Source organism: Streptomyces sp. NPDC005438 (genome assembly GCF_040606315.1).
GTDB lineage: Bacteria > Actinomycetota > Actinomycetes > Streptomycetales > Streptomycetaceae > Streptomyces.
The window spans coordinates 1-12,358 of the sequence record NZ_JBEXEP010000022.1 but is presented as its reverse complement, the minus strand read 5'-3'; the positions used below and the strand labels follow the sequence as shown (position 1 = coordinate 12,358).

Genomic DNA, 12,358 nt, shown 5'->3' with positions numbered 1-12,358 from the left:
CCCTACCCCCCCCCCTTGGGGTTTGGGGCGTCCGCCCGCCGCTTTTGGTTACCCTGGGGGGGCGGTGACGGGTCGACCCGTCACCGCCCCCTCTGACGGGACCTCAGTCGGCCTGCGGGGCCTCGCGGGCCGCCCTGGCCTCGGCCTCGCGCTGCTCCTCGGCCTCCATCTCGGCGATCACGTTGATGGGTGGCGGGGCCTTGGCGAGGAACACCCAGGTGAGGTAGACGGCCAGCAGGAACGGCGGGACCTTCAGGGCCACCGACACCCAGCCGAACTCCGTCGGGTCCCCCCAGAAGTAGAGGGGGAAGAGGATGAGGCACTTGGCCATCAGGATGGAGCCCCAGGCGTAACTGGCCTTGGTGTACGCCTCCTTGCGCCCCGGGTTACGGGTACGCCAGGACATGTTCTCCTTGAACACCGGCCCCAACACCAGCCCCAGCAAGGGCACTCCGGCTGCGGCGGTGGCCAGGTAGGCGACGGCGAGCCCCAGGGTGTAGAGCATCCCGGGCAGGTAGAAGTCCTTGGCGTTGCCGGTCATCATCGCGAACAGCACACCGAAGGCCACCCCGAAGACGCCGCTGAACGCGTGCTTGAGGGTGGCCCGTTGGACCAGGCGGGACAGGGCCAGCACCCCGGACAGGACCAGCGCGGCGATGGCCGCCAGGTGGATGTCCTTGTTGACGGTGTAGATGCCGATGAAGACCAGCCCGGGAACGGTGGTCTCCACCAGTCCGCGTACGCCACCGAAAGCCTCGAAGAGGGCGGCCTCGGTGACCGCCCTGCTGTCCTCCGGCGACTCGTCCCGGTTCTCGGGGTCGGCGCCCCGACCTTCGGGAGCGGTCTTGTCGTGGGACGTCACGCTACTCCTGTCCAAGGGGTCGCAGCTCGTACTTGGGGTTGAACAGCACCGGCCGGCCGTGGTTCATGGCGATCCGCCCGGAGGCGATGAGCTTACGGCCCGGTTCTATGCCGGCGATCTCACGGCGCCCCAGCCAGACCACGTCCAGTGCGGCGGAACCGTCGAACAGCTCGGCCTCCAACGCGGGCACCCCCGCGCGGGGCCGGAGGGCGACCTCCCGCAGAGTGCCGGTGACGTGAACGACCTGCCGGTCGCCGCACTCGGAGATCCGGGTACAGCCGGTCGGCTGGGCCTCCTCAAGGGAGGCGGCGGCACGCGGGTTCATCTCGGCGGACCAGCGTTCCACCAGCCGCCGTAGGCGGCCCACGGGCTTGCCCGAGGAGCTGATGGCACTCATACGGTCAGCGTAACCGTTGCCCGGCCGGGGTCTCACCTTCCCGTACCGATGTGAGGGGGGCCACCGACGGTGACCGTCGGTGGCCCCCCTCACAGGGTCTCGCGTCGTCACCCGCCGTGACGGTCCGCCTCAGCGGACCTCGGTGATCTCCGGACCGCGCTGCAACTTGTCGATGCCTCCGGCGAACCGGGAGCCCTCCTCGACGGTCTCCTGCTGCACTCCGTCGGGCACCATCTGGGCGTCGTCCGGCAGCTGGAGGACGATGGGGTCACGCGGAGCCATCGGGGCGTCACCGCGCACCACCACGGTGTCGCGGAAGATCTGCTCCAGCAGGGTGCCGGTCTCGGGGCGCACCGCGCCCTGGCCGGAGATCACCCCGCGCAGGAACCAGCGCTTGCCGTCCACGCCGACGAACCGCACGACCTGTACCCCGCCGGTTCCGTCGGGGAGTTGGACCGGCACCTGTGCGCGAAGCTCCCAGCCCAGCGAGCCCTCGGTCTCGTCGATGACGCCGCCCTGCTGGGTGATCCCGGCGGCGATCTCCTCGCGGACCTCGTCCCAGATGCCCTCCCGCTTGGGGGCGGCGAACGCCTGGAGCTGGATGGCGCTGTCCTGGAGCACCACGGTGGCCGCGACGATGGAGTCACCGGCGACCTCCACCCGCAGTTCCATGCCCTCGACTCCGGGAACGTAGATCCCACCGAGGTTGACCCGCCCGGTGCTGGCGTCCTTCACCTCGTCGATGTCCCAGGGACCGTCGGGCCTCGGGGCCGGGGGAAGCTTCACCCGTTCCTTGGGCTCCTCGGCGTCGGTGTCCTCGGCGGTGGCCTCCGTGGACTCCTCGGCCGACTCCTCCTCCGTCTCGAAGTCGTCCGAGGCCGCGGTCTCGACCTCTTCGTTCTTCTTGCGACGACGTCCGAACACGTCACTGTCCCTTCAGGTCTTGGCCCATGCGAGCCTCGACCGCAGCGTACTGGTTGTCCCCTGTGTGCGGTGCCGAATGGCCTCCGGTAGACCCGAACCCTCCCGTGGAGCGTGCCGAGCCGGGCAGCTGCGCCACCTCGTGGAGGCGAAGCCTCTCGACCCGCTGAACGACGAGTTGGGCGATCCGGTCGAAGCGTTCGAAGCGCACGGTGGTGTGCGGGTCGAGGTTGGCCACGATCACCTTGATCTCCCCACGGTACCCGGCGTCCACCGTCCCGGGAGCGTTCGGGAGGGCCACTCCGCACCGCAGGGCGAGCCCGGACCGGGGATGGACGAAGGCGGCGTACCCGTCGGGCAGGGCCAGGGCCAGGCCGGTGGGCAACAGGGTCCGCTCCCCCGGCGCCAGCTCGGCGGCCTCGGTGGTGACCAGGTCGCAGCCGGCGTCTCCGGGGTGGGCGTAGGCGGGCAGCGGCACCTCGGGGTCCAGGCGCTGGATCAGCACGTCGACTGGCTGTGGGGTCATGGGTTCACCTCGAAGGCCCGGGCCCTGCGTACCTGGTCGGGGTCGGCCATGGCGGCCTCGATCTCCTCGTCACGGCCGTTGTCGATGAAGTGCTCCACCTTCACCTCGATGAACAGCCCGTCCGCCCGTACCGCCAGAGGGCCGTCCGGTCCGCCGATGCGCCCCTCCGCCTGGCAGTAGATCTTCCGGCCGCTGCGGGCGGTCGCCCTGGCCGTCAGGTACAGCACCGTGTCGACCGGCACCGGACGCAGGAAGTCGGTCTCCAGTCGGCCGGTCACGGAGATGACGTGCATCAGCCAGTTCAGGGAGCCCAGGGTCTCGTCCAGCGCGGTGGCCAGCACTCCTCCGTGGGCCAGGCCGGGCGCTCCCTGGTGGGCCGGCTTGACGGTGAACTCGGCCGTGACCTCGACGCCCTCGCCGGCGTAGGCGCGCAGTTGGAGGCCCTGCGCCTGGTCGTTCCCACAGCCGAAGCACTGCTCGTAGTGGGAGCCGATGGGTTCGCCGGGCGCGGGAGCACTGGGGTGCCGCACGGGCGCGGTGGCGTCGGCGGGCGGGGTCACTCGCGGGGACAGGGGTTCAGCTGGTCTCACGGCTCCCGACCCTACAGCGCGTGTTCCCGGCGACGGGCGCCGTGTCAAGCTTGGCTCATGCCCGAACAGTCTTCCCCGTCCCCCTCGATGGCCGCCCCCCGGTACGAGGAGCAGCTCTCCGCACCCCGCAGCTGGTGGGCGATGGCCGGCGGCATCGGCGTGGTGTGCGCGCTGTCCCTGGTCCCCCTGGGAACCCCGGCCGCGCTGGGCGCGCTGGTGCTGGGCACGGTGCTGGCCTCGATCGTGGTGAGCGTCTACGGGGCGGTACGGGTACGGGTGTTGGGCGACTCGCTGGTGGCCGGCCAGGCCAGGTTGCCCCTGTGGGCCCTGGGCGAGCCGGAGCCGCTGGACCAGGAGCAGGCGCTGGCCTGGCGCACCCACAGGGCCGATCCGCGCGCCTTCCTGCTGCTGCGGGGCTATGTGCGCACGGCGGTACGGGTGCCGGTGACCGACCCCGAGGACCCGACGCCCTACCTGTACCTGTCCACCCGTCGCCCCGAGGCCCTGTCGAAGGCGCTCGTCCAGGCCTCCCGGGAGTCCGCGCAGCCGCGCGAGCCGCGCTGAGCGGCGGGCGGAGGTCGAGAGGGCCCCGGCACACGTCACGGTGGCTCAACCACCCCGTGGGGCGGGGCCGTTGAGGCTCAGGGGCGGTCGGAGGGGGACTCCAGGGCGGGCCGTGTGGGCCCGGGGAGGGTCGGCTGCTGGACGGCCGGCAGAGGGGGCCAGGGGCGCGCGGTCTCCCGGAGGTCGTCACGCACCTTGTGGGCCAGCTTTCTGGTGTCCCGCCGGTTCATCACGGCGCCCACGGCCGCGCCGATCATGAACGGGGCGAGGGTGGGGAGGTTGCGGAAGGTGCGCCGCACCAGTCGTTGTCGTAGCTCCCGCTTCATCTGGCCGCCCAGGGCGGCGTTCAGCGTGGTGGGCTTCGTCCACACCACACCGCGCTCGGAGGTCCAGGAGCTGAGGTAGGCGGAGGTGCGCTCGGTGAGGGTGCCCGGAGGGCGGTGGCCGTAGACCTCGTGGAGTTCGGCGATCAGCTTGATCTCGATCGAGGCGACGCCCACGATCTCGGCCGCCAGTTCGGTGGGCATGGCCGGGGGTACCGGCATCATGGCGGCGGCTCCGACCCCAGCGCCCACGGTGGCCGAACCACGGGTGGCGCCGGTGATCAGTCGGTCCGCCAGCTCGTCGGGACCGAGGTCGGGGAACTGCGCCCGCAGCGTCGACAGGTCACGGACCGGGATCCGGGGTGCGGTCTCCACGAGCCGGTCCGCGACCACGCCGAGGAAGGCACGCACCTTCCCCCGCTCTGTCTTCTGCTGGGCGTCCCCCGTGTCGGACGATGCGCCGTCGTCGGTACGGCGGCGAAGCCGGGGCAGCCTCCGGTGGGGAGGAGCCGGCGCGAGCGAGACCTCCGTGGAGGCTTCCCGCCCGTCGTCTTGTGCGTCCTGTCCGGCCGACACAGCCTGAGCCCGGCTCAGGCCGCGCAGTCGCGGCAGATCGGGTCGCCGTTCTTCTCGGCCGCCAACTGTGAGCGGTGGTGCACCAGGAAGCAGCTCATGCAGGTGAACTCGTCCGCCTGGCGCGGCAGCACCCGGACGGACAGCTCCTCGTTGGACAGGTCGGCGCCGGGCAGCTCCAGTCCTTCGGCCTGCTCGAACTCGTCAACGTCGACATTGGAGGCGGACTTGTCGTTCCGCCGAGCCTTCAGTTCCTCGATGCTGTCCTCGTTGACGTCGTCATCAGTCTTGCGTGGAGTGTCGTAATCCGTCGCCATGCCTGCTCTCCCCCTCTGGGTATCTGTGCTGTCTCAGCGCCCTAACGCATGAGAGGCCGGACTTGTGCCCGCCCCGAGGCGGAGATTTTGCCTCACTTCAAGGGCTGTTACTCAATCGACATCCGACCGGACCCCTGAAGAGGTGATCACGGAGGCAGCCGACCGGGAACAGATCCGTTCTCGGGGCGCGGTACGCGATGCCACGGGGGGTACTTCCCGCGCAGCTCACCCGGGGAAACCTGGATTTTCCGGCATTTCTTCCCGTCATCGGTCACGTTGAGCGGTGTCTGGAATTTCGGCTGTGCCTTCGATCACAGATCCACCACGGAACGCGACGGGCCGGCTGCGTCACGCGCAAAGTCGCCCCCGAAGGAACGGACATCGATGGCCGATCCACGTAGGCGGGCAGGATGATGTCAGATGAACAGGGCAACCCGCATCCCGAGCCCCCTCCCTCTCGTGTTCGCGCGGTGACCACACCCCCGGGTGCGGGTCACCGACCGTACGGTCGACAACGCGGAGCCATGTCTGCCCCGCCGTCCGTCCTCTCACTCCAGGACGCCCCGGAGAGCCCTCGGGTTGTCCCGCCCGCCAGGTCCGCGGGCCGGACCTCGTCCAGGTCCTCAGCCGGTCCTCAGATGCGGTAGCCGGAGCCGGGCACGGTGACGATCACCGCGGGCTCGCCCAGCTTCCGCCGCAGGGTCATCACGGTCACCCGGACCACGTTGGTGAAGGGGTCGGTGTTCTCGTCCCACGCCTTCTCCAACAGCTGCTCGGCCGAGACCACGCTGCCCTCGCTGCGCATCAGCACCTCCAGTACGGCGAACTCCTTGGGCGCCAGCTGGATCTGCTGCCCGTCCCGGAACACCTCCCTGCGGTTGGGATCCAGCCGGATCCCGGCCCGCTCCAGCACCGGCGGGAGCGGTGCCGTGGCCCGTCTGCCCAGGGCACGGACCCGGGCGGTCAGCTCGGTGAAGGCGAACGGCTTGGGGAGGTAGTCGTCCGCGCCCAGTTCGAGCCCCTCCACCCGGTCGCTGACGTCGCCGGAGGCGGTGAGCATCAGCACCCGGGTGGGCAGGCCGAGTTCCACGATGCGCCGGCACACGTCGTCACCGTGCACCAGCGGCAGGTCACGGTCGAGGACCACCACGTCGTAGTCGTTGACGGAGACCCGCTCCAGGGCGGCGTCACCGTCGTAGACCACGTCGACGGCCATCGCCTCGCGGCGGAGGCCGGTGGCCACGGCGTCGGCGAGCAACTGCTCGTCCTCGACGACGAGTACGCGCACGGCGCTGTCCTTCCTGTACCCGGGCCGGGCGCCCGAGGTCGGTAGGGCCACCAGTACGAGAAGGGAGTCCCGGTGACCGTTGTTGACGTCTCCCATCCTGCCTCGGACGGCACGGGTCGCCCACGCCTCCCCCGGAAGCCGTTCCGGGTGGGCCGGGCGCCCCTTCGTACCGGGGCGGAAGGGAGGACCATCCTGCCCTCGAGGGCCGTAAGCGTGCCGTAATGAGGGGCGAGCACACGGGCGTGACCAGCGGGGGAAGGGGTGGCCGGAAAGGGTTCACACTCCGGTTCCACAAGTTCCCGAATTTTTGCCCGGTGTTGAGGTTTCTCTGAGCTGGGCGAGGGGGAAGTCCAGGGCACACACCCATGACCTGGTCACTCGTAGGCGGCTAACCACGCAGCGTCCTCCCCCGGGGACGACGGCGGGAGGCCGACCGGCAGAGGGGGCCCCACACCGCGGTCATGGAGACCACAGCGCTGAGCGACCATCGCCAACCGCGTTTCGACCCAGGAGGAGGGGGCGCCCTATGGACGCGTTCACCGCAGGCATCCTGCAGCGGATAGAGAACACCCAGTCCGATCTGGACCGCGCTCGGGAAACCGGCGACGACTTCCTCGCTGAGATCGAGGAAGCGGAACTCGACGATCTCCGCCGTCTCGCCCAGGAGCACGGCGTACAGGTAGACGTCACACCGGCCTGAGCCGGTTCCACTGACGAAGGGGCGGTTCCCGGAGCACTCCCGGGAACCGCCCCTTCGTCTGCGGGCTGAGGGATGGGAGCCCCTCCGTCGGGCGCTCTCAGTCGTGCCAGGCGCCCCAGTCCTCCAGCAGTGGTTGCAGTCGCTCGAACACCCCGGGTGAGGCCGCGACCGTCAGCTCTCCGCCAGGCCGCTCCCCCGGCCGCCCTCCGGTGAGTGCCCCGGCCTCGCGGGCGATGAGGTCGCCGGCGGCGAGGTCCCAGGGCTGGAGGCCCCGTTCGTAGAAGCCGTCCAGGCGCCCGCAGGCCACGTCGCACAGGTCGACCGCGGCGGCTCCGGCCCGACGGATGTCCCGGACCTGGGGGATGAGGCGGGCGACTACCCCTGCCTGCGCCTGGCGCCGCCGCTGCTGGTACCCGAAGCCGGTACCGATCAGCGCCTGGTCCATCGGGGGGCTGGGCCGGCAGTGGACCGGCTGCCCGTCCCGCCAGGCACCCCCGCCACGTACCGCGTGGAAGGTCTCCCCGCGCGAGGGGACGGCCACCACCGCGACCACGGTCTCCCCGTGGTACTCGGCGGCCAGGGACACCGCCCAACTGGGCAGTCCGTACAGGTAGTTGACGGTCCCGTCGAGCGGGTCCACCACCCAGCGGACCCCGCTGCTCCCGCTGGTCTCGGCGCCCTCCTCCCCCAGCACCCCGTCCTCGGGGCGGGCCTCGGCGATCATCGAGGTGATCAGCTTCTCCGAGGCCAGGTCCATCTCGGTCACCACGTCGATGGGGCTGGACTTGGTGGCCGACACCCCCAGGTCGTCCGGGCGGCTCTCCCGCAACAGGGCACCGGCGCGGGCGGCCATCTCCCGGGCCAGCTCCAGGAGTTCGGTGGTGAGCCCTTCGCTCGGCGGTGCGTGGTCAGTCACGGCTCTCCTCTCGGTACCGCCCGGGGCGGCACTGTGGGGGTGGGACGCGGGAGGGTCCCGTCAGGCGTAGGGGCTGTCCGATCCGGCCACCGCGGGCCGGGGCACACGCGCCGGACAGCAGCCGACCGGGCACACGTCGTGGCTGGCGCCCAGCCGGCCGAGCGCGCAGCGGCGCGGGCTGTCGCCCAACTCCCTGGTGGAGCGCTCCCACACCAGTTCCCGGAGTCCGGCCACGAACCGGGGGTCGCATCCCACGGTCGCCGAACGCACCACCGGCAGGCCCAGTTCCTCGGCCTTGGCCCGGGCCTCGGTGTCCAGGTCGTAGCGGACCTCCATGTGGTCCGACACGAACCCGACCGGCACCATCACGGCCCCGGGCACGCCCTCGGCGTGCAGTTCCTCCAGGTGGTCGCAGATGTCCGGCTCCAGCCAGGGCATCTGTGGGGGCCCGCTGCGGGACTGGTACACCAGCTTCCAGGGCCGGTCCACACCGGTGCGCTCCCGTACCCGCTGAGCGATCAGCTCGGCGGCCTCCAGGTGCTGGGCCACGTAGGCGCCGCCGTCCCCGTGGCTGTTGGGCGGGCCGGAGGTGTCGGCGGCGGCGGTCGGGATGGAGTGGGTGGTGAACGCCAGGTGGGCGCCGTCCCGTACGGCCTCGGGCAACCGCTCCAGGGCGGTGAGCACCCCGTCGACCATGGGCTCCACGAAGCCGGGGTGGTTGTAGTAGTGCCGCAGCTTGTCCACCCTCGGCGGTTCGAGGCCCTCCTCCTCCAGGGTGGCCAGGGCCTCGGCGAGGTTCTCGCGGTACTGGCGGCAGCCGGAGTACGAGGAGTAGGCGCTGGTGACGAGGGTGAGCACCCGGCGGTGCCCGTCCCGCACCATGTCGCGGAGGGTGTCGGTGAGGTAGGGCGCCCAGTTCCGGTTGCCCCAGTACACCGGCAGCCGGGGGCCGTGCCGGTCCAGTTCCCCACGCAGCGCCTCCAACAGGGCGCGGTTCTGCGCGTTGATCGGGCTGACCCCGTCGAACAGGAAGTAGTGCTGTCCGACCTCCACCAGCCGTTCCCGGGGGATCCCCTTGCCACGGGTGACGTTCTCCAGGAACGGCACCACGTCGTCGGGGCCCTCCGGCCCTCCGAAGGACAACAGCAGCAGCGCGTCGTACGGGGTCTCCCGGGCGGCCTGGTCTGCGGGGACGAGCGGGTGGTCCATACCCCGATCCTGCCACCCCCGGGTACCCGGACGTCACGGGGGCACGGGTGCGGGCCGGAGGCGGATCGGTATCATCCCCGTTCCAGACTGGCGAGCATCGGTGTTGAGTGGTCGGCGAGGTCCCGCCGCTGACTGGTCCACCCCCGGCGAGGGGACTTCCATGATCGGTCGGCACGACACCCCGGGCACCTGGCGGAACTGGGCCGGCAACGTGACGGCGGAGCCGGTGCGTACGGTGCTCCCCTCCTCCACCGGGGCGCTCGCGGAGGCGGTACGCCGGGCGGCCGAGGACGACCTGCCGGTCAAGGCCGTCGGCAGCGGCCACTCCTTCACCACCATCGCCGCCAGCGAGGGAGTGCTGCTCCGGCTGGACCGGCTGCGGGGGATACCGGAGATCGACCGGGCCGCCGGGACGGTCACGGTGGCGGCCGGCACTCCCCTGTGGCAGCTGAACGAGGCGCTGGCCGGCGAGGGACTGTCGCTCACCAACATGGGCGACATCATGATGCAGACGGTCTCCGGGGCGGTGAGCACCGGTACCCATGGAACGGGGCGGGAGTCGGCCTCGATCGCGGCCCAACTACGGGGCCTGGAGCTGGTGTTGGCCGACGGTTCGGTACGCCGCTGCTCCCCTGACGGCTCCCCCGAGGACGCCGAACTGTTCCGGCACGCCCGGGTGGGGCTGGGCGCCCTGGGGGTGATCAGCGCGCTGACCTTCGCCGTGGAGCCGCAGTTCCTGCTGCACGCGCGGGAGGAGCCGATGGGGCTGGACCGGGTGCTGGAGGAGTTCGAGCGGCTCCACGCGGAGAACGAGCACTTCGAGTTCTACTGGTTCCCCCACACCGACAACTGCGTCACCAAGCGCAACAACCGCAGCCCGGGCCCGGCCCGGCCGCTGCCCAGGGTCCGGGGCTGGGTGGACGACGAACTGCTGTCCAACGGCGCCTTCCAGGCCGCCTGTTCACTGGGCCGGGCCTTCCCCCGGACCGTGCCGTCGGTGGCCCGGATCTCCAGTCGGGCGCTGTCCGAGCGCTCGTACACCGACATCCCGTACCGGGTGTACACCAGCCCGCGCCGGGTGCGCTTCGTGGAGATGGAGTACGCGGTCCCCCGGGAGGCCCTGGCGACCGTGCTGCGGGAGGTGCGGGCGGTGGTGAACGGTTCGGACCACCGCGTGAGCTTCCCGGTGGAGGTGCGGACCGCCCCGGCGGACGACATCCCGCTGTCGACGGCGAGCGGCCGGGAGAGCGCCTATGTGGCGGTCCACATGTACCGGGGCACGCCCCACGAGCGGTACTTCTCCGAGGTGGAGCGGATCATGGTGGCCCACCGGGGACGGCCGCACTGGGGCAAGCTGCACAGCCGCGACGCGGAGTACCTGGCCGGGCAGTACCCGGAGTTCGGGGCGTTCACCGCGCTACGGGACCGGGTCGACCCGCGCCGCTTGTTCGGCAACCCCTATCTGCGTCGGGTGCTGGGCGAGTAGGGGAACGATTCGCCGGAACACTCCCCCTCTGACCGGCACACGCCATGCTTGCCCCTTTTGACCCCCGGCGTCAACTGGCGTGACCCGTGGGACTGTTGGGACCCAAGCCACCGAACACACGACCGGAGAAGCGAAGCAACAGCCTCCAGATCAGCGGATTTCGTGAAACTCCCCGCCGCCCCCGCGGCCCGAACCCGGGCTCCTGAGCCCTCAACTCCCCCACGGGCGCCGGAAATCGGTGGCGGGGCGGTCTACCCGGATGGCACCAATGGAGTAGTGTGACGAGCCATGGCCTCGACTCTTTCCGGCGGAGTGCCGCGCGAACGAGCCTGTACGGTCGCCTCGGGCGACAAACAGGTCACCGTGCCATAACGTCGGACCGGAGTCCGGGCTGGACACGCCGGGCAAGTCGGCAAGGTTGTGGCAGGCTGCACCCGGGCAGACCACACTCGTCTAGCGGGAGCAGCGACGCACGTGACGTCGGCAGGCACCACCCGGGAGGTCCCCATGCCCGAACTGCGTGTCGTGGCCGTCAGCAACGACGGCACACGTCTGGTGCTCAAAGCTGCCGACAGCACGGAATACACCCTTCCCATTGACGAGCGGCTCCGCGCCGCCGTCCGTAACGACCGTGCGCGGCTTGGGCAGATCGAGATCGAGGTGGAGAGCCACCTCCGGCCCCGGGACATCCAGGCGCGGATAAGAGCCGGCGCCACCGCCGAGGAGGTCGCCCAGCTCGCCGGTATTCCCGTCGACCGGGTGCGCCGCTTCGAGGGTCCGGTGCTCGCCGAGCGCGCCTTCATGGCCGAGCGGGCCCGGAAGACCCCGGTGCGCCGCCCCGGGGAGAACACCGGGCCGCAGCTGGGCGAGGCCGTGTCCGAGCGGCTGCTGCTGCGCGGCGCGGACCGGGACACCGTGCAGTGGGACTCCTGGCGCCGGGAGGACGGCACCTGGGAAGTGCTGCTGGTCTACCGGGTGGCCGGCGAGCCGCACTCCGCGAGCTGGACCTACGACCCGCCCCGCCGTCTGGTGCAGGCCGTGGACGAGGAGGCCCGCACCCTCATCGGGGAGACCGACGACACCCCGGAGCCCAGCTTCCCCTTCGTGCCGCGCATCGCCCGGCTCCCCCGCGAGCGGGCGGACCGGACCGAACGGCCCTCCGCCCGGCCGGAGTTGGAGCCCACCGCCGGTACGGGCGACCGCGAGGAAGCCGTCGCCGGTGGTGAACGGGACTCGCTGACCAGCCTGCTGGAGGCGGTGCCCAACTTCCGGGGTGACCTGGTGGTGCCCAGCTCCTCGGAGGTGGAGGCCCCGGCGGTCTCGGGTTCCGAGGACGACACCGAGCCCGAGCAGGAGGAGCAGCCGGTCGAGCCCCCGGCCCCGGCCGCCAGCGCGGGCGCGGGCGCGGCGTACGCGGATGTGCTGATGCCCCGCTCGGTGGGCAGTCACCGGGACCGGTTGACGGGCAACACCGACCGTCAGGCCGAGGCGGACGGGGTGCGCCCCGGTCGCCGGGCGGCCGTGCCGAGCTGGGACGAGATCGTCTTCGGCACCAGGCGGAAGAAGGACTGAGCCCGGCGAGCGGCCGGGCACGAAGCACGCGAGTGGTGGGGTGCGGAGTCGGCCACGAGCGTTCGGTCACCACCCTCACCGAGGCGGCCGGCTCGACGGAGAGCGCACCCGGGC

Annotated in this window: 14 protein-coding genes; 4 read left to right on the top strand and 10 right to left on the bottom strand. The window is 71.3% G+C overall.

All coding sequences use genetic code 11. From position 1 onward, the window contains the following. Positions 1 to 103: 103 nt before the first annotated feature. From ABZT14_RS25460 to ABZT14_RS25440, 5 genes are all read right to left on the bottom strand, one after another. Positions 104 to 862 carry a DUF3159 domain-containing protein gene (locus tag ABZT14_RS25460; RefSeq protein WP_356306857.1) on the bottom strand — a complete coding sequence of 253 codons (759 nt, stop codon included), beginning with the start codon at positions 860 to 862 and terminating at the stop codon, positions 104 to 106. Position 863: 1 nt separating this feature from the next. After that, entirely contained in the window at positions 864 to 1,259 is a 396-nt protein-coding gene (locus ABZT14_RS25455) for an OB-fold nucleic acid binding domain-containing protein (RefSeq protein ID WP_356306854.1), read from the bottom strand. A 129-nt stretch (positions 1,260 to 1,388) separates the two neighbouring features. Then, complete coding sequence (locus tag ABZT14_RS25450; protein WP_356306851.1) at positions 1,389 to 2,183, bottom strand: DUF3710 domain-containing protein; 795 nt, start codon at positions 2,181 to 2,183, stop codon at positions 1,389 to 1,391. Position 2,184: 1 nt separating this feature from the next. Then, positions 2,185 to 2,706 (bottom strand): dUTP diphosphatase, encoded by a 522-nt coding sequence (dut, locus tag ABZT14_RS25445; protein ID WP_356306848.1) that lies wholly within the window; start codon positions 2,704 to 2,706, stop codon positions 2,185 to 2,187. Then, positions 2,703 to 3,278, bottom strand: coding sequence for a PaaI family thioesterase (locus tag ABZT14_RS25440; protein WP_356306863.1), 576 nt, complete (start codon positions 3,276 to 3,278; stop codon positions 2,703 to 2,705). Before ABZT14_RS25440 ends, dut begins: the two co-directional genes overlap by 4 nt. 75 nt (positions 3,279 to 3,353) lie before the next feature. Between ABZT14_RS25440 and ABZT14_RS25435 the strand changes: the two genes are divergently transcribed. Then, a complete protein-coding gene (locus ABZT14_RS25435; RefSeq protein WP_356306845.1) occupies positions 3,354 to 3,860 on the top strand; it encodes a DUF3093 domain-containing protein in 507 nt (168 codons plus the stop codon). 77 nt (positions 3,861 to 3,937) lie between these two features. Here the strand turns inward: ABZT14_RS25435 and ABZT14_RS25430 are convergent, their stop codons facing one another. The 3 genes from ABZT14_RS25430 to ABZT14_RS25420 all read right to left on the bottom strand — a co-directional run bounded on the left by ABZT14_RS25430 (position 3,938) and on the right by ABZT14_RS25420 (position 6,361). Beyond that, entirely contained in the window at positions 3,938 to 4,795 is an 858-nt protein-coding gene (locus ABZT14_RS25430; RefSeq protein ID WP_356306860.1) for a hypothetical protein, read from the bottom strand. Continuing rightward, positions 4,774 to 5,073, bottom strand: coding sequence for a DUF4193 domain-containing protein (locus ABZT14_RS25425; RefSeq protein ID WP_356306842.1), 300 nt, complete (start codon positions 5,071 to 5,073; stop codon positions 4,774 to 4,776). Before ABZT14_RS25425 ends, ABZT14_RS25430 begins: the two co-directional genes overlap by 22 nt. A 634-nt stretch (positions 5,074 to 5,707) precedes the next feature. Next, positions 5,708 to 6,361: a response regulator transcription factor gene (locus tag ABZT14_RS25420; protein ID WP_356306839.1), complete on the bottom strand. Its 654-nt coding sequence runs from the start codon at positions 6,359 to 6,361 to the stop codon at positions 5,708 to 5,710. Positions 6,362 to 6,887: 526 nt separating this feature from the next. On the opposite strand from ABZT14_RS25420, the gene ABZT14_RS25415 reads away from it, so the two are divergent. Then, entirely contained in the window at positions 6,888 to 7,061 is a 174-nt protein-coding gene (locus ABZT14_RS25415) for a hypothetical protein (protein WP_356306836.1), read from the top strand. Positions 7,062 to 7,158: 97 nt separating this feature from the next. On the opposite strand, the gene ABZT14_RS25410 is transcribed toward ABZT14_RS25415, so the two are convergent. Together ABZT14_RS25410 and ABZT14_RS25405 are read right to left on the bottom strand one after the other, a co-directional pair. Continuing rightward, entirely contained in the window at positions 7,159 to 7,977 is an 819-nt protein-coding gene (locus ABZT14_RS25410; protein ID WP_356306833.1) for an inositol monophosphatase family protein, read from the bottom strand. Between the two features lie 60 nt (positions 7,978 to 8,037). Next, positions 8,038 to 9,186 carry a ferrochelatase gene (locus ABZT14_RS25405; RefSeq protein WP_356306830.1) on the bottom strand — a complete coding sequence of 383 codons (1,149 nt, stop codon included), beginning with the start codon at positions 9,184 to 9,186 and terminating at the stop codon, positions 8,038 to 8,040. A 160-nt stretch (positions 9,187 to 9,346) separates the two neighbouring features. On the opposite strand from ABZT14_RS25405, the gene ABZT14_RS25400 reads away from it, so the two are divergent. Together ABZT14_RS25400 and sepH are read left to right on the top strand one after the other, a co-directional pair. After that, positions 9,347 to 10,672 (top strand): D-arabinono-1,4-lactone oxidase, encoded by a 1,326-nt coding sequence (locus ABZT14_RS25400; protein WP_356306827.1) that lies wholly within the window; start codon positions 9,347 to 9,349, stop codon positions 10,670 to 10,672. A 474-nt stretch (positions 10,673 to 11,146) separates the two neighbouring features. After that, positions 11,147 to 12,244, top strand: a complete 1,098-nt coding sequence (gene sepH, locus ABZT14_RS25395) for a septation protein SepH (protein WP_356306824.1) — start codon at positions 11,147 to 11,149, stop codon at positions 12,242 to 12,244. The last annotated feature ends 114 nt before the right edge of the window (positions 12,245 to 12,358 follow it).